This window comes from Marinobacter sp. BSs20148 (assembly GCF_000283275.1).
Classification (GTDB): domain Bacteria; phylum Pseudomonadota; class Gammaproteobacteria; order Pseudomonadales; family Oleiphilaceae; genus Marinobacter; species Marinobacter psychrophilus.
Genome location: NC_018268.1, coordinates 3188980 through 3206274, shown reverse-complemented (window position 1 = coordinate 3206274; position 17295 = coordinate 3188980). Strand labels below are relative to the sequence as shown.

Sequence of the window (17295 nt, the reverse complement as noted above, 5' to 3'; positions counted from 1 at the left end):
TGAAGAGGAAGAACATTGAAAAAAATCATCACTATTGCTCTTGCTGCTTTTCTCGGTGGTTGTTCATCGCAACGAGGTGTCATTAACGTAAATGACGTGGACTCCGCTGTCATTGGCGAAAAGCCGGAGGGGTATCCAAAAACGGTTATCAAGTCTCTTCCTGACCGCCCCGGCTTTTGTATTAAAGTGACAGAAAACTGGAAAGCACATGATTATCAAGGGCAGACAGTTTGGCTTAAAGAAAAAAAGGTAGAGAGCCTGAACTGCCCTCGGGATCAGATTCAATGGCAAGACCGATCATTCATCCGGCGAGACTATTAGCTGGGGAGGCTGCATTTCTTCTTCGTAAGTGACATGCTCGCCCTGGTGGTAGGGGGTATCTTTTTGATCCTCGTCCACCGCCTTACCAGACTTAGATCGGTTATTTCTTGTACTCCTGCAGGTTGCAGCTACCACTTAGTTTCTGTAGCCTTAAAACTAATTGAACGTTCAATTAATGATTTAAGAACGACAAAACATCGGATAATCATGGCAAAAGTTGGAGTAAAAGACACCCGAAAACAGCAGCTTATTCAAGCAACGATGGAGTCGATTGCCGAGCTGGGGATGCAGAAGACCACCATTATCAGCATCAGCAAACGCGCGGGAATGTCGTCGGGCATCATCAGCCACTATTTCGGTGGTAAGCAGGGTCTGATTGAAGCGGCGCTTCGATATTTACTGGATCAGCTCGGAAAAGAGCTTCTTGAAAGTATGGAGAAGACCGACGGGTCGCCGGAACAGCGTCTTAACAGCATCGTTGATGCCAACTTTTCCAATTTCCAGCGCTCAGAACTGGCGGCAAAAACCTGGTTGAGTTTCTGGGCGCGGTCCATGCATGAGCCCGGGCTGCAGCGTTTGCAGCAGATCAACAATGCGCGTCTGTATACCAACCTGCGTTACGCCTTCGCTCAAGTGATGGAGCCTACGGCAGCGACTGAGGCGGCGAGGCAAACGGCTGCGATGATAGACGGCTTCTGGCTGCGCAGCGCGTTGAGTCTGGACCCACAGGAAAGTTTCGAAGCGGGCAAGCGGCTCTGTAAGCGCTTTGTACAGGACACGCTGGTCCAGCCCCAGACAACATCCGTTAGCGTCACTCAGAGAGAACAACCGCCAGAGAGAACAATCCATTATTCACGTTAAGGTTGTAAGTTTTTATGTCCCATCCAATACCTCGTTTACAGAACTTCATTCACGGTCGCTTCTTTGCCAACAATACCGGTGAGGTGTTTCCAGTGGTCAATCCGGCCACGGGCAAAGTGATCTACGAAGTAGAAATAGCGGACGAATCTGTGCAGCAGGCCGCCATTGAGAGCGCCCGGGTTGGATTTACAGAGTGGGCTGCCATGCCCGCCGTGCAGCGCAGCCGCATTCTTCTAAAAGCCGTCGCATTACTGCGTGAACGTAACGATGAGCTGGCCGCCATTGAGGTTTGGGATACCGGCAAACCCTTGCAGGAAGCGCAAGCGGTCGACATCGCAACCGGTGCCGATTCTCTTGAGTTTTTTGCTGGCTTGGCGCCGTCGATCGAGGGTAACCAACAGGATCTTGGTGGTGACTTCTATTACACCCGCCGAGAGCCGCTGGGTATATGCGCCGGTATCGGCGCTTGGAACTACCCGCTACAGATCGCTTGTTGGAAGTCTGCTCCGGCACTGGCGTGTGGCAACGCGATGATCTTCAAACCGTCTGAAGAAACCCCAATGGGCGCCACCAAACTGGCAGAGATTTATATTGAAGCAGGTGTTCCCGCCGGTGTGTTTAACGTCGTACAGGGCGCGGCGGAAGTCGGCTCCTGGCTCACCCACCATCCTGAAATCGCCAAAGTGTCGTTTACTGGCGAAGTAGGCACCGGCAAAAAGGTCATGGCCGCTGCGGCGACTACGTTGAAAAGTGTCACCATGGAGCTGGGTGGCAAATCCCCGCTCATCATTTTTGACGACGCTGATCTTGAGAATTCCATCTCGGCCGCCATGGTGGGCAATTTTTATACCCAAGGCGAAGTCTGCACCAACGGCACCCGAGTGTTCGTGCATGAGGATATCTACCCGAAATTCATGGAGCGTTTGCTGGAGCGCACTCGTAACAACATCCTGCCGGGCGATCCGATGAATCCGCAAACCAACTTTGGCGCGCTTATTTCTGAAAAGCATCGCGAGCTGGTATTGAGCTATATCGCTAAAGGTGTGGCAGAAGGCGCAACGCTCCGTCATGGAGGTCACGCGTTTGAGCCGGAAGATTCCAAGGGCGGCTACTTTGTTGAACCGACCATCTTCACTGACTGCACTGACGATATGGCCATCGTGCGGGAAGAAATTTTCGGACCGGTGATGTCGGTGCTTACGTTCAGCACCGAAAATGAAGTGATTGATCGCGCGAATTCGACTGAAACCGGACTGGCGGCAGGCGTGTTTACCAATGATATTCGCCGCGCTCATCGGGTTGTTCATCGGCTGCAGGCAGGTATTTGCTGGATTAACAGCTACGGAGCTTCGCCGGCTGAAATGCCCGTGGGCGGCTACAAACTCTCTGGTATTGGCCGCGAAAATGGCCGCGAGACGATCTCTCACTACACCCAGCTCAAAGCTGTGTATGTAGGTATGGAAGACATCGACGCACCATTTTAATTTCGGAGATATAAAGGAGAACGTGTGTGAAAGAAAACCAATACGACTTCATCATTGTGGGCGCGGGCTCTGCTGGCTGTGTGCTGGCTAACCGCCTGACCGAAGATACCCAGCGTAAGGTTTTGCTGCTGGAGACCGGTGGTAGCGACAAAAGCATCTTTATTCAAATGCCGACCGCCTTATCTATTCCGATGAACACCAAAAAGTTCGCCTGGCAGTTCGAAACCGAACCGGAGCCCTATCTGGACAGCCGTCGTATGCATTGCCCACGTGGCAAAGTGCTGGGCGGATCGTCGTCCATTAATGGCATGGTGTACGTGCGTGGCCACGCCCGCGACTTTGACGAATGGGAATCGGAAGGCGCAGAAGGCTGGAATTACCAACAGGTACTGCCATATTTTAAAAAAGCGGAGACTTGGGCATTCGGCGGTGATCGCTACCGTGGTGGTGACGGTCCGTTGGGCGTAAACAACGGCAACAATATGCAAAACCCCCTGTATAAGGCCTTTATTAACGCAGGTCAGGACGCCGGTTATTTGCCTACAAAAGACTATAACGGCGCCCAGCAGGAAGGGTTTGGCAGCATGCACATGACGGTCAAAAATGGTCGTCGCTGGTCTACTGCGAATGCGTATCTGCGGCCGGCTATGGGTCGCCCCAATCTGACCGTGGTTACCCATGCTCTGGTACACAAAGTGCTTCTCGACGGTCATACCGCTACGGGTGTGCGTTACGAACAGAGCGGTAAGATTCACGAGGTGAAAGCCACTGAAGAGGTGATTTTATCGGCAGGGTCCATCGGTTCTCCGCATCTGTTGCAGCTTTCTGGCATTGGTAACCGCGAGGTTCTGGAAAAGGCCGGCATTGAGGTCAAGCACGAGCTGCCGGGGGTGGGTGAAAACCTGCAGGATCATCTGGAGTTTTATTTTCAGTTCCGCTGTGAACAGCCGGTGTCGTTAAACGGCAAGCTCGACTGGTGGAACAAACTGAAAATAGGCGTGCGCTGGATTCTGAAAAAAGATGGCCTTGGTGCCACCAACCACTTCGAATCGTGCGGTTTTATCCGTTCCAAAGCGGGCGTGGAATGGCCCGATATGCAATACCATTTCCTGCCTGCGGCAATGCGTTATGACGGCAAAGAAGCGTTTGACGGCGACGGATTTCAGCTGCACGTTGGCCACAATAAACCCAAAAGCCGCGGCACCGTGCACGTACATTCTGCTGACCCAAAAGAAGCACCACGGATACAGTTCAACTATTTACAGCACGAAGCCGACCGGGAAGGTTTTCGGGCGTGCGTTCGCCTGACCCGGGAGATTATTAATCAGCCAGCAATGGATGAGTACCGCGGGGAGGAAATTCAGCCAGGTACCGCGGTTGACAGCGACGAGCAAATTGACGCTTTTGTTCGGCAGACGGTAGAGAGCGCTTATCACCCATCCTGCACCTGCAAGATGGGTATCGATGAGCGTGCAGTGGTAGATCCACAAACTCGGGTTCATGGCATCAAAAATCTGCGTGTTGTGGATTCATCGATTTTTCCAACCATACCCAATGGCAACCTGAACGCGCCTACCATCATGGTTGCGGAGCGCGCCGCTGATCTGATCCGGGGCAAGGAGCCCCTCCAATCTTTAGAGGCACCTGTTGTCATGGATGAACAATGGCAGGTACGTCAGCGTTCAGGAGAGGCAAAGCGGCAACAGAGCTAGCGCCGCTTCAGCATCCCGGCCCGCGGCGCAATGCTCGCGGGCTTCGCAAACCATCAGGACTTCCCTATCTTTCCGCAGGACTGAAGCTGCCAGCCAGCGTTTAGGCGTGTTTAATCGAGCGATAAGGTACTTAAGTACCGTTCACCTTCCCCGCCTGTGCTGCTAACGTGAATCGATCAAACAAACTTCACGCCACCTGCAAAGGACGCTCTTATGCAACCCATCAGGCACGCACTCAAGGCGATGGCGCTTGTGGTCCTGATCGCCCTGGTGCCGACCACAACACAGGCACAGCCGGCAGACGACCAGACTCGTGTTGCCCGGGATATGATCCGGGTGCTGGAAGCCTATGCAGTGTACAAAATGGGCCAGTATGATCTGGCGTTTGAACGCTATATGACCCTAGCTAAAGATGGCAACCGCCAGGGCATGCTGAACGTCGCCAACATGTACGCCGAAGGCAAAGGGGTTGAGCAAAGTGACGCAAATGCCTTTCAATGGTTCCTCAGACTGGCAGAATCAGGCGACCGTTTCGGTATTGAGGAAACAGCAAAGGCTTACCGGACAGGCACGGGCGTGCAAGAGGATACGGAGCGGGCCCGGTATTGGGAACAACGCGCCGAGGTGGGGAGCTAAACTAATGGGAAGGCCTTGCAGGCCTCCCCAATCCGTTATAGAAAATCTAATTACCTGGCGCTGCTTACGATCCGAACAGGTTGTAGATAAATACCGCGCCCACAGCCACTGGCGTAATGTAGCGCACGGTGATGTACCACAGGCGGAACATAGGCTTTGACAGCGCCAGCTCCTTTTCCATCGCCTCCCGCGACATCACCCAGCCGGCGAACACGGCAACCAGCAGTCCGCCCAGGGGCAGTAGAATGTTGGCGGTGAAGAAGTCGAGAAGATCAAAGATCGTTTTGCCCTCAAGCATGCCGATCCAGCCCAGTGGCGCAAAATCGGACCACAGGTTTAGGGAAAGAATCGACGCAATGCCCAGTAGCCAGCACACGAAGCCTGCGGCCAGCGTGCTGCGGGTGCGGTTCATGCCTTTTTGTTCTTCCAGCCATTCAACGATGGGCTCCAGCAGGGAAATGCCCGACGTCCAAGCGGCGAATATCAGCAATACAAAGAACAGAGTTCCGAACAAGCTGCCCATGGGCATCTGGCCGAATGCCAGCGGCAGGGTCTGAAAGATCAGCCCAGGGCCGGCACCGGGCTCAAGGCCGTTCGCAAACACAATCGGGAAGATGGCCAGGCCGGCAAGCAGCGCCACCCCGGTATCGATGACGCAGACGGCAATGGAGGTTTTGGCGATGGAGATGCCTTTCGGCAGATAAGAGCCATAAGCCATCATCACTGCCATGCCCAGGCTCAGAGTGAAGAAGGCGTGGCCCAGCGCCACCAGAATGCCCGAGGTAGTGAGCTTGGAGAAGTCCGGTTGGAACAGAAATGTTACAGCTCGGCCGAACTCACCGGTTGTCATGGCGTAGCCTACAACCGTGAGCAGCAGCAGAAACAAGGCCGGCATCAGAAAAGTGACCGCACGCTCAAGTCCCGCACGAACGCCCTTTGCGACCACAAACATAACCAGGGCCATAAACAGGGTGTGCCACATCAGCAGTGTTAGAGGATCAGCCAGAAGGTCAGAGAAGATGGCGCCAATGGCATCCGCAGATTGGCCTGTGAGTTGCCCGCTGGCCGCTGTGCCCACATAGGATACCGCCCAGCCACCAATCACCGAGTAGAACGACAAAATCAGGAAGCCGGCGATCACTCCGATGACACCGACCATGCGCCAGGCCGGGTTCAACCTGTCGTGGCCGGCAATCGCTTTGAGGCTGTTAACCGGGCTGCGACCGCCGCGGCGACCAATCAACACTTCGGCCATCATGATCGGTAGGCCAATCGCGGCGATGCACAGAAGATAAACCAGTACAAAGGCGCCACCGCCATTTTCACCGGTGATGTAGGGGAATTTCCAGATATTACCCAAGCCCATGGCAGAGCCCGTGGCCGCAAGAATAAAAGCAAAGCGTGAGGACCACAGTCCGCGTATGGCGTTTGAGCCTTCTATCGCTTTTGCAGTGGGCGTACGTGATTCAGACATATCTTTTCCTGTTAGATCGTTGTTTTTGTTTGGCAGAGCAAATGGCGTTCATCATCTGGCGGCAACAAGCCGCTCGGGCGATGCCGCAGCTACGCCGGAGTGTTTTCGGAAGCGTTCTTCAGCGAGCGTGTTGGCCACCGCACCGGTTGGCACACCGCTGCGATCCGAGCGTGTAAAGATCTCGGTAAGCGTGCGGCCTATGCCTTCCACATGGGCGCGTACTTTCTCTGGTGGAGCGCCGGTGCGTTCGTAGAACACGTCGATGATGCCGCCGGCGTTAATGGCGAAGTCCGGTGCATAAAGAATGCCGTGGTCCTTTAAGGCCTGATCGTGATCCGGGCGTAGCAACAGATTGTTGGCGGCGCCCGCAATGATCGTAGCTTTCAGCCGGGGAATGCTGTCGTCGTTAAGCACGGCGCCCATGGCGCAGGGGGCAACCACGTCCACCGGCAGGAACAGAATGTTCTCGGCTGAAGCCGCGTGGGCACCCAGTTCATCCACCGCACGTTGCATGTTGGCGTAATGAATGTCGTATACCCAGAGTTCTGCGCCGGCTTCTTTGAGATGACGGGCCAGGCGGTAACCCACGTTGCCCACACCCTGAATAGACACCTTCAACCCGGTCAGATCTTCGCGGCCAAGCTTGTACTTTACCGCTGCTTTTAAACCCACAAAGGTGCCGTAGGCTGTGGCAGGAGATGGGTCTCCATTACTGGGCTGGCCGTCAAAACCGATACGCTCGACAATGCCGGCGACGTGCTTCGTATGCCTCCCCATGACTTTCAGGTCCGCCACGCTGGTGCCGGAATCTTCTGCGGCAATGTATTGGCCGCCAAGCCCCTCGAGGTGTTTGCCCATGGATTCCAGTAAGGCTTCGCTTTTTTGCTTGCGCGGGTCGCCAATGATCACCGATTTGCCGCCGCCGAGGTCAAGATTGGCCAGTGCAGATTTGTAAGTCATGCCTTTCGAAAGTCGCAGTACATCGCGCAGGGCTTCTTCATCGCTGGCATAGGGGAACATTCTGCAACCGCCCAGAGCGGGGCCACGGGAAGTGTTGTGCACAGCTACAATAGCTTTGAGTCCGGTTTCCGGGTCACAGACGAACGACAGGTTTTCGTGGTTATCAAATTCGGGATGGCTGAATACGGTCATGGAGGATCACCTTTCTTCCTTGGCCCAAGTGGACGCTAACTCGCGGAAATATAAAGTGATTATCTGAACAGATAGACGCGATTGTACACGGCACAATATGCCTTGGAGACGTGTTGATATAGACATTTTGAAATCCTCTCCACCTGGCCGGATCTCGGCGGCAGTGGCGGTGTTGTTTTTGTCGTCCGGCTTGTGGCCGGCGTTTGATTTCATGCACCCGGATCTCCCGAAGGGGATTGCCCTTTTGGGGTCGGGTAGTCTTTAAGCTAATCTTTGAAAGCTCAGGGGTCAATCGTTAACCGGAAAATCTCCTCCAAACTCAAGTTCATTTTGGAACCTTTTGCTTTACCCGCTCTATGGCTGGAAAATAGGCTCGTTCCGGATGTCAGTCACTACTCCACGTTTATAAGGCTATTTGCATGCGTTCTGCGTTCCAGATTTATGTTGTGCCCGCCGTGTTTGTATGGCTCTGGAGCACCGGGTTTATTGGTGCCAAGTACGGCTTACCCTACGCCGAACCTTTCACGTTGTTGCTTTACCGGATGCTGTTCACGCTGGTGCTGTTGGGCGTGCTGGCTCTAGTGCTAAAGGTTACCTGGCCGTCTTGGCGCGGGGCGGGACACACTGCGGTTACCGGTTTGCTGGTGCATGGCTGTTACCTGGGCGGTGTCTATTACGCTATTCAGGGTGGCATGCCGTCCGGGATTATTTCACTGATTGTTGGGCTGCAGCCTCTGGTCACGGCGTTGGCGGCGGTGGTGATATTGCGTGAGTCGGTTACGCTGCGGCAGTGGGTGGGTTTGTCGCTGGGATTGCTGGGCGTAAGCCTGGTGCTGACGGAAAAGCTGGGTGGCGGGCCCGGGATAGAGGGCTTTCCCCTGTGGACTCTAGGGTGGGCGATGCTGTCATTGTTCGGTATTTCGGTAGGCACGGTTTACCAGAAGCGCCATGGTGAGAGCGTTAACCTGGTGGCGGGAACCTTTATTCAGTACAGCGCCGCCGCGGTGTTTTTCGCGATCGGTGCGTTCGCGCTTGAAACCCGCGAGGTGGTCTGGAATATCCAATTACAGTTGTCTATGGCGTGGCTGGTGTTCGGGGTATCGATCGGTGCCATTCTATTGCTCATGCTGCTGATTCGTCGGGGTGCGGCGTCTCAGGTGGCCAGCCTGTTTTATTTGGTGCCGCCGGTCACCGCGCTGCAAGCCTTTTGGTTGTTCGATGAGCGCCTGGGTGTCTTGGCCATAGCCGGTGGTGTGGTGTCTATCACCGGTGTGGCACTTGCGGTTACGGGGCGCAAACAACCGGCACAGTGACCCTATCTTGCGCCAGCTTCTTCCAGTCGGCGGACAAGACACACTTAAATGCAATGTTTAACCTGACACGGAGCACACGGGCTTTTACAGTAGTTTCATACTGAACGTTTCGAGGGCAATTCCAATGACATGGCGATCGCTGCTACCGCTGTTGACTATCGCGATACTGTTTGGCCTTGGCGGCTGTGCCAGCACTCAAAATCTTGGTACATCAGACAACAATCGCTGGCAGCCGTCAGAATTGCCCGCTACCGTTAGTGAAATGGCGACAGCCCAGCAACTTTGGCGGGTGTTCGACCGTTATGAAGGCACGCCTTATCGCTACGGAGGTACGTCTGCCAGTGGTTTTGATTGCTCTGGTTTCATCACCACTGCATATCACGAAGCCATAGGGCGCCGTTTACCCCGCACCACTCATCAGATGCTGGCTGCCGGAGAAAGAGTTCCCCTGGACGACCTGCGCACCGGCGATCTGGTGTTTTTTATTATAAAGGGAAAGGATCAGCACGCAGGCATCTACATGGGCGATGACAGTTTTATTCACGCATCGACATCGTCTGGCGTTATGCGTTCATCCCTTAATGGCTACTACTGGCGCGGCCGGATCAGTCAGGCTCGAAGATTTTATTAGTCTTCGGTCTGGATGCCACCGGCTCCCCTTCAATAAATAACGGTGTATTTAAAGCATGAGTGAAGAACAACCGAATAGCCCGTTGCACGGAGTGACGCTTGAGAAGATTGTGACCAGGCTGGAACAGCATTACGGCTGGGAGGGGTTGGCTCAAAGAATCAACATAAATTGTTTTAAGAGCGATCCGTCCATCAAATCGTCGTTGAAGTTTTTACGCAGAACCCAGTGGGCCAGAGATAAGGTTGAAGACCTGTATCTATCAACATTTGAAGGAAATCATAGCGGGAAGGTGTGACTACAATGGGTGCTGGCGCGCCCGAAAGGGCGGCCAGCGTTTGCGTTTAAAGCTTGGTTACAAAGGTGCGTGCCTGGTACAGGGCCAGGCCACTGAGCACAATAATAACGGCAACGGCGAGCATGTCAGCCCCCGGATAACCCCAGAAATCAGACATAGTGTCTCCTTGGTCAAAATTTTAGGTGGCACTGGCTATCAGGCCAGTGCGGTGTCGCGCATCCGTTGACGACCGAAGTCGTTGAGCCTGAATTTGAACAACACGCGGCCAGCGCCAAAATAGGCTTGATGATCGAGCTCTTCTTCAACGCTTTCGATAATGCCGCTGGAGAACAAGTCAGTCAGTGTGACGCGGGTATTGCCACGCCAGTAGGGACCACTGAGGCCGTATTCACTCATCACCGCATCGGTGATTTGCCAGTCCCAGATGCCGTCATGCTGCCGGTCATGTATCAGCTGTAGAATGCGGCCTTTCATGTGTAATTTATTCATGGTTTGCTCCAATGATCATGAGCTGGCCGCACTCGCGGTGGCGGTGGACGTTTTGGTGTCGCTCGACACGGCACGGACTACCTCAAGCACTTCGTCGCTTTCCGTGAACATGACAAACCCGCCTATTACGAACAGAGCCAAGCCTGCAAGGAAGTTCCAATCCGGAAATTCGAGGGTGAATGCGGCGAGGAAGATGACGGCAAAAAGCCCGTACAACGCCGCAATCGCTTGCCCTCGCCCAACGCCTATCAGTGGGAAAGATTTGTACCAGGAGACATAGCAGAACGCGAAGCTCACGCCCGCCAGCATCAGCCAGCCGATGACCGCCCAGTTAAATGTGGCGATGACCAGTTCAACAACCGGTTGGTCGGTGAAGAGGTAGATCGCTGGTAAAATCAGCACAACCCAATACAGGACTTCGGCTGTGAACCTCACCGTAATACCCACATCCGGATCGGCCACATCAAGACCGCGGCCTGCGATTGCGCCCTCTACACCCCAGCCAATGGCAGCCATTGCGCCGCCCAGATAGCCAAGCCAGCCGGCGTCGCCGGTGCCCGTGATTTCAGCAATAATGCCGGGTGCATAAACTGTCACGCCACCTGCCAGGATGATAAAAATACCGACCGCTGCGCGTTTGGTGATCTTCTCCTGATACCAGAGCCTGGCCAGGGTGGCGCCGATGATGGGATACATCAGCGCTGAAATGGCCGCGAAGGCCCCGCCGATGTAACCTATCGCCAGATACGAGCCAAAGATGGCCATCGGGCCGCCGAATATGGCGCCAATAAAGAACCACTTGGATATAAAACGCATCTGTCTGATGGTGCGAACATATTCCCCCAGTTTGCCCAATACCCCGTTCCAGACAAACAGAAAAAACAACACGGCAATGGCGTTGAAGGTGGTCAGCACCGCCGCAGCCAGCAGAAACTGGGCGTTGGTATCGAAACTCAAGTTAATATAGGGCGCTTCAAACCACACCGCGGAGCCTGGCACATACCAGGCACCCCAGAGTACGGCGGCCCACATAGCCCACATAAAGCCCCAGCGTATGCTGCTGGAGGTGAACCGCGACCGAGCCTGGCTCAGGTTTGGTTGATTCATACAGTCTCCTTTGCTGGCTGCTCTTGCTTCACCTTGAGGAAGGCTTCCAGCGAATCGTCCATCGCATCCATCCAGGGCGTATGGTGCACCGGCGCCAGGGTGCCCGTCAGCGTGGAGCGGTAGCTCCTGTTGCGGTAGCCAAGAATGTCCGCTTCTTTATCGTGTTCCCATTGCTTGAAAATACCGGCAACGGCGGTTACATCGAACGCTGGGTAGTCGGTAGATTCAAGCAGATCCTGTATGTACGCGGCCTGAAAATCTATCTCGTCGACGGGATCGACGAGCTTCAGTTCACGGGCGACCCATTCACGGCTATCGGCCGCCATGGCGTCGTCTGCCGGCAGTGTGATGCGGCCGAGCATGACATCACGGGCATACCAGGCCTGGGCGTCGAACATGTTGAAAGTGTAGTATTGATCCTGCATGCCAAGGAATATCAGCTTGGGATTGGCCAGGGAAACGATGCCCTTGTACAGGCCTTCCGGGTACATCCGGTTGTGCGTGGTCAGCGTCAGTTCGTTGGGCAGAAACGGGAAGTGATGCTGGTACCCGGTACACAGAATGATCGCGTCAACTTTTTTGCTGGTGCCATCCTTAAAATGGGCCGTCTTGCCGATCACTTCCGTTAACAACGGCAGTTCGGTGAAGGATTCCGGCCAATCGAAGCCCATGGGCTGTGAGCGATAGCTGAAGGTGACCGATTTGGCGCCGTACTTGTGGCACTGTGTGCCTATGTCTTCTGCGGAATAGCTGCTGCCGATCAGCAAAAGATCCTTACCTTTGAACTCGCAAGCGTCGCGGAAATCGTGGGCGTGCAGCACACGGCCGGGAAACTGCTCCAGACCTTCAAAATATGGCACGTTGGGGGTCGAAAAGTGCCCGGTAGCAACGATGACATGGTCGAACTCTTCGGTGTTCAGTTTGTCCTGTTTTAGGTCTCGCACGGTCACTGCGAACTTGCCGCTGGTTTCGTTGTAGTCAACCCAGTGCACCGCGGTATTAAAGCGAATGTACTGTCGCACATTGCTCTTGGCCACACGGCCCATAATGTAGTCGCGCAGGACGGCGCGGGGCGGGTAAGACGGGATGGGGCGCCCAAAATGTTCCTCGAAGCTGTAATCCGCGAACTCCAGACATTCCTTGGGGCCGTTTGACCATAAATAGCGGTACATGCTGCTGTGAACGGGCTCGCCATAGGCGTCCAGGCCCGTGCGCCAGGTGTAGTTCCAAAGACCGCCCCAGTCATTCTGTTTTTCGTAGCATACGATTTCGGGGATATCTGCACCGGCGTCGCGGGCTGCTTCAAAAGCACGTAATTGGGCCAAGCCGCTTGGGCCTGCACCTAAAATGGCAATTTTAAAACTCATAATGTTTCCTGTTTAGGGCGTTGTATCGAGCACCGGGCGAGAGCGGCCAGGGCGACAACTTGGCAGCGAAAAAGGGCTCAGCTTTGAACGGTAGCGATCAAGCCATGAGGTTTCGCAGTGAGACACACCAAATTCGGATTGACCGATGGCGGAATAGGACATAGACGGCAACTGTCGAAAGAGACAGGGCGTCAGGCGTGGGAAGACCACAGATCTGCATGCAAAATGTCGAGAAAACGCTGGAGGAAAGCGCTTGAATGGCTAAAGCATATTGAAAATGCTTTGTAGCTCGCACGTCAGGGCCGCACCTTAGCACATCTGGGGCTGCGACGTTTTTGCTGGGTGCCGGTTCACGCTCGAGAAGCTAAAGTTACTCCTTACAATGCCGATACATCACTGACAGAAATAGAAATTTTGTATTGACTCAAATCAAGCAACTCGATTATATGTTTTACTTTTATACGTAAGTGCTCGACAACTCCAATGGAGACTACATCGTGAAGTTCAATTTGTCCTGGCGTCAGAAGTTCCAGATGCTCATCATCGCAACACTGACTGGTATGACTATTATTGCCGGGGCCATTCTCTGGGGATTAGAGACTGTTTCATCTTCCTATGAGTCCGTCTATCAGATATCACGCTACCAAACCAGTGCGAGTAATCTTGCCAGTAAATGGAACGCTGTTGAAAAACAGCTCAACACGCTCTCCGGGGATGACCAGAGTGAGTTGCTGGCAGATCTTGATGAGCTCACATCAGACGCCAAGGCACTGCAACGCCAAGCTAATCAGCTGAACGATCCAGGCAGTATCCGCTTTGCAGAATCCATTCATACGGAAGCGGAACGTTATGTGACACTGCGGCGGGAATGGCTGCAGCAGGTAAATGTGCTCGGTTTGTCTGACTCGGCTGGGATTCGCCAGGAAATCGCTGACGTTATGGCACAACTCCAAGAGGAGTCATTCGGCCTGATTGATGAGGCTATTCTTGAAATCGAGAGAACATCCTATAATTACATGAACACTCGCGATCCCGCGCTGGCGGAAGCTTCAAGCCAAGCCATTAAGGTGCTGGAAGACTTTGTTAAAGAATACGAGTGGGAAGACATCGTGATTGGCGAAAAAACCCGCGAGTACCGTGACGCGTTTGACCGAGCTGATGCCGTTCTGCAGCAAATTGCCACCACTTCCAACAATGCGGAACAAGCCGGCGGCACCCTTCAGCAACAAGTTATAGCGCAAGCTGAGTCTCTGCAATCCGGTCTTATAGCGAGCACTCTTTTGAGCGCCGAAAACGCCAAAGTGTCGGCCAAAATGGTCAGCATTGGCTCTATTTTACTGTTTGCACCTTTGTTGGTTCTGGTGCTGTTCCTTACCTCGCGGGCTCTGGTTAGCCAGCTCAACCGGGTGGTTGAGCTCTTGTCGCGGGTGTCAGAGGGCGACCTCACCAAGAAACTGTCACTTGGCGACAATGCCAACGATGAATTCAACATTCTGGGCAGTGCTACCAATCAGATGATCGACAAAATCGGCGCGCTGATGCGAGAGTCCATTGCAGGCACCCGGGATTTGATCGAGGTTCATCATGAGCTTGAAAAAACCATGGTTCGACTGACGCAGAACAATGAAATAGTTGAATCCCAAACCATCCTGGCAGCCACTGCCAGTCAACAAATATCCGTCACCCTGAACGATGTTGCCGAACGCACATCGCAGGTGGGTATTGCAACTCAGGCCGCCAATGAGTCGGCGCAGTCAGGGGCTCGCGTGGTTGAAGACAGCGCGACCTCAGTGCGCCTGTTGTCAGGCGTGATTCAAGATACCCATGGCCATGTCAAACTGCTCATTCAGGCCAGCGCCAAAGTCACCGGCATTATTGGCGTTATCAACAGTTTGGCGGACCAAACCAATCTACTGGCGCTCAACGCTGCAATTGAAGCTGCTCGGGCGGGTGACGCAGGGCGCGGCTTTTCAGTGGTGGCTGACGAAGTTCGCACCCTGGCACAAAAAACCGTTGCCGCCACCACCAACATTGTTGGCATTATTGACGAGCTCAACTTGCAGACCACCAGCATGGACACCCTGGCTAACAACGGGCTCAAAATTGCGAAAGAAGGTGAACACCATGCGTCGCAGATTGCAGGCGCTATGGGTGGGGTGGCTCAATCGATTGTTACCCTGAACTCAGAAATGGATCAGGTGGTGGTTGCCGTGGAGGAAATTTCCGTCACCACTGAGGACATTGCGCAAAAAATGGAAGAAATCCGTGGGCAGACTGTCGAAACGCAAGCCATTGGCGCTGAGCTTGGTAGGCAGAATCAGCGTTTGTCCAAGCAGGCTAACGTGATTTCCGAAAGCACACGGCGCTTCAGTGTCTAGCCAGTTGGGGTCCTCCGGTGCAGCGAGGCCCAACTGGTTTGATTTTTGATGTTTTGTAATTCGGTAAAAAGCCAGTTTTTTGCGAGTGTTCAGAGAGAGTAAGTCTGAAAGCGTTTTTTCGTCAAAGCGAAAATCCGCCATCCACCGCAATAGCTTGCCCGGTCACGTGGGCGGCGCTGGCCAAATACACCGCAAGTTGTCCCATGTCTTCCGGCGTTTGGTTTTGCCCGTTGATGAACATGCGCGGCCATAGATATGACGCGAAGAATCAACGCATAAAACGGCAGCACTATTTCAACCTAGCTGGCAAAGACGCTGCGTGCCACCGCACGGGAAAAGCTGGGCGTGATTTGGCGCCGATCTGTTTTCGGCTCATCGAGATTTCTGGTGTGCGCAATAATCTGTTGTTCGCAATAAAACGTAAGACGGACATTGTCCTAAAGTTGCACTAGGATATAGATAGGATTCATCGGTTCAGCTGAAGGATATCTACATATGAAGATCGGTATTCCAAAGGAAATTTACCTAGACGAGCGACGGGTTGCGGCAACGCCACCCTCGGTGCATAAACTGATCGCGCTTGGTTATGAGGTTACGGTAGAGACGGGTGCAGGTGAGGCAGCGCACTATCACGATTTGGCCTATGAGGCTGTGGGCGCGAACATTGCAGCGGACGCTGGCGCTTTGTGGAATGACTCGGACTTTATTCTGAAGGTTCGTGCACCGATGGAAAATCCGGCGCTGGGTCAGCACGAAGCCGATTTAATAAAGGAAGGCGGATTTCTGGTCAGTTATATCTGGCCGGGCCAGAACTCTGAACTCCTGGAAAAGCTTTCCGCCCGTAAGGTGACTACTTTCGCTATCGACAGCCTGCCGCGAATCAGCCGGGCCCAGAAAATGGATGCGCTAAGCGCCATGGCGAATATTGCCGGATACCGCGCGGTGGTGGAGGCGGCCAGTCATTTTGGACGCTTCTTTACCGGCCAGATGACAGCCGCGGGAAAGGTACCGCCAGCCAAAGTGATGGTCATAGGTGCCGGCGTAGCCGGGCTTGCGGCTGTAGGCGCTGCCAACAGCTTGGGCGCGATTGTGCGAGCGTTCGACACCCGGCTGGAAGTGAAAGAACAGATTGAAAGTATGGGCGCTGAATTCTTGCAACTGGATTTTGGTGATGAAGAAGGCAGTGGCACTGGCGGTTACGCCAAGCAGATGAGCGATGAGTTCATCAAGGCGGAGATGGCGCTTTTTGCGGAACAGGCCAAAGAGGTGGATATCATCATCACCACCGCTCTTATTCCCGGCAGACCCGCACCTAAGTTAATTACCGCAGACATGGTGAAATCCATGAAGCCCGGCAGCGTGATTGTCGACTTGGCGTCCGAACGCGGCGGCAACTGCGAGCTCACCGAGCCTGGCAAAATTGTCGAGAAGCATGACGTTACGCTGATCGGTTACACCGATCTGCCAAGCCGCATGGCCAAAGTGGCCAGTGACCTTTACTCCACCAACCTGTTTCACCTTGTCACCGAACTGACACCAGAGAAAAACGGCCAGCCAAAGGTAAACATGGAAGACGATGTTATCCGTGGCCTGACCGTGGTGCTGGAATCAGAAATAACCTGGCCACCACCGCAACCGCAAACGCCGGTCAGTCCCAAGGCTGCGCCCGGCACCGAAGAGCCCTCAGCGGAACAGAAGGCCGCCGCGCGCAAGAAGTCTGACCGCCGCAGTTTAATCGGTAAGGGCGTTCTGTTGATTGTCACCGTTGCCGCGCTTTATGGCATCGGCGCTCACGCACCGGATAGCTTTCTGAGGCACTTTACTGTGTTCGTGCTGGCCTGCTTTATTGGCTATCAGGTTGTCTGGAATGTAACGCCTTCTTTGCACACACCGTTGATGAGTGTGACCAATGCCATAAGCGGCATTATCGTGATTGGCGCCATATTGCACCTGGCGCAGGCGGAGAGTCTTGCGGTTGGAATTATGGCGTTTGTGGCGGTGCTGATTGCCAGCATCAACGTAGGGGGTGGCTTTCGGGTTACCCATCGCATGCTTAAAATGTTCCGCCGCTAGGA

Annotated in this window: 15 protein-coding genes and 1 pseudogene; 10 read left to right on the top strand and 6 right to left on the bottom strand. The window is 54.1% G+C overall.

Annotated features, from left to right (window positions below):
- Positions 1–15: 15 nt before the first annotated feature.
- The 5 genes from MRBBS_RS14665 (at position 16) to MRBBS_RS14645 (ending at position 5014) form a co-directional block, all read left to right on the top strand.
- Positions 16–321: a hypothetical protein gene (locus MRBBS_RS14665; protein WP_014872347.1), complete on the top strand. Its 306-nt coding sequence runs from the start codon at positions 16–18 to the stop codon at positions 319–321.
- Positions 322–528: 207 nt separating this feature from the next.
- Positions 529–1182, top strand: a complete 654-nt coding sequence (betI, locus tag MRBBS_RS14660) for a transcriptional regulator BetI (protein WP_014872346.1) — start codon at positions 529–531, stop codon at positions 1180–1182.
- Between the two features lie 14 nt (positions 1183–1196).
- Complete coding sequence (betB, locus tag MRBBS_RS14655) at positions 1197–2666, top strand: betaine-aldehyde dehydrogenase (RefSeq protein WP_014872345.1); 1470 nt, start codon at positions 1197–1199, stop codon at positions 2664–2666.
- A 26-nt stretch (positions 2667–2692) separates the two neighbouring features.
- Positions 2693–4378, top strand: coding sequence for a choline dehydrogenase (betA, locus tag MRBBS_RS14650; RefSeq protein ID WP_014872344.1), 1686 nt, complete (start codon positions 2693–2695; stop codon positions 4376–4378).
- Between the two features lie 213 nt (positions 4379–4591).
- Positions 4592–5014, top strand: a complete 423-nt coding sequence (locus MRBBS_RS14645) for a tetratricopeptide repeat protein (protein ID WP_014872343.1) — start codon at positions 4592–4594, stop codon at positions 5012–5014.
- 64 nt (positions 5015–5078) lie between these two features.
- Here the strand turns inward: MRBBS_RS14645 and MRBBS_RS14640 are convergent, their stop codons facing one another.
- Entirely contained in the window at positions 5079–6488 is a 1410-nt protein-coding gene (locus MRBBS_RS14640) for a sodium-dependent transporter (RefSeq protein WP_014872342.1), read from the bottom strand.
- A gap of 51 nt (positions 6489–6539) precedes the next feature.
- Positions 6540–7640, bottom strand: a complete 1101-nt coding sequence (locus MRBBS_RS14635; RefSeq protein WP_014872341.1) for a Leu/Phe/Val dehydrogenase — start codon at positions 7638–7640, stop codon at positions 6540–6542.
- Positions 7641–8059: 419 nt separating this feature from the next.
- On the opposite strand from MRBBS_RS14635, the gene MRBBS_RS14625 reads away from it, so the two are divergent.
- From MRBBS_RS14625 to MRBBS_RS14615, 3 genes are all read left to right on the top strand, one after another.
- On the top strand, positions 8060–8953 hold the full coding sequence (locus MRBBS_RS14625; RefSeq protein WP_014872340.1) for a DMT family transporter: 894 nt from the start codon (positions 8060–8062) through the stop codon (positions 8951–8953).
- Positions 8954–9077: 124 nt separating this feature from the next.
- Positions 9078–9584, top strand: coding sequence for a C40 family peptidase (locus MRBBS_RS14620; RefSeq protein WP_014872339.1), 507 nt, complete (start codon positions 9078–9080; stop codon positions 9582–9584).
- Positions 9585–9639: 55 nt separating this feature from the next.
- Positions 9640–9879, top strand: coding sequence for a VF530 family DNA-binding protein (locus MRBBS_RS14615; RefSeq protein WP_014872338.1), 240 nt, complete (start codon positions 9640–9642; stop codon positions 9877–9879).
- 195 nt (positions 9880–10074) lie between these two features.
- Here MRBBS_RS14615 and MRBBS_RS14610 read toward each other — a convergent pair whose 3' ends face one another.
- Genes MRBBS_RS14610 through MRBBS_RS14600 form a run of 3 tightly spaced genes read right to left on the bottom strand, consistent with a single transcriptional unit; the run spans position 10075 to position 12842 of the window.
- Positions 10075–10368, bottom strand: a complete 294-nt coding sequence (locus tag MRBBS_RS14610; RefSeq protein WP_014872337.1) for a hypothetical protein — start codon at positions 10366–10368, stop codon at positions 10075–10077.
- 15 nt (positions 10369–10383) lie between these two features.
- Complete coding sequence (locus MRBBS_RS14605; protein WP_014872336.1) at positions 10384–11475, bottom strand: DMT family transporter; 1092 nt, start codon at positions 11473–11475, stop codon at positions 10384–10386.
- On the bottom strand, positions 11472–12842 hold the full coding sequence (locus MRBBS_RS14600; protein ID WP_014872335.1) for an NAD(P)-binding domain-containing protein: 1371 nt from the start codon (positions 12840–12842) through the stop codon (positions 11472–11474). The genes MRBBS_RS14605 and MRBBS_RS14600 overlap by 4 nt, the downstream gene beginning before the upstream one ends.
- Positions 12843–13339: 497 nt before the next feature.
- Between MRBBS_RS14600 and MRBBS_RS14595 the strand changes: the two genes are divergently transcribed.
- Positions 13340–15220 carry a methyl-accepting chemotaxis protein gene (locus MRBBS_RS14595; RefSeq protein ID WP_014872334.1) on the top strand — a complete coding sequence of 627 codons (1881 nt, stop codon included), beginning with the start codon at positions 13340–13342 and terminating at the stop codon, positions 15218–15220.
- A gap of 121 nt (positions 15221–15341) precedes the next feature.
- On the opposite strand, the pseudogene MRBBS_RS19170 reads toward MRBBS_RS14595, so the two are convergent.
- Positions 15342–15449 (bottom strand): annotated as a pseudogene (locus tag MRBBS_RS19170) (SDR family oxidoreductase); the annotation flags it as partial.
- Between the two features lie 266 nt (positions 15450–15715).
- Between MRBBS_RS19170 and MRBBS_RS14585 the strand changes: the two are divergent.
- Complete coding sequence (locus tag MRBBS_RS14585; RefSeq protein WP_014872332.1) at positions 15716–17293, top strand: Re/Si-specific NAD(P)(+) transhydrogenase subunit alpha; 1578 nt, start codon at positions 15716–15718, stop codon at positions 17291–17293.
- The last annotated feature ends 2 nt before the right edge of the window (positions 17294–17295 follow it).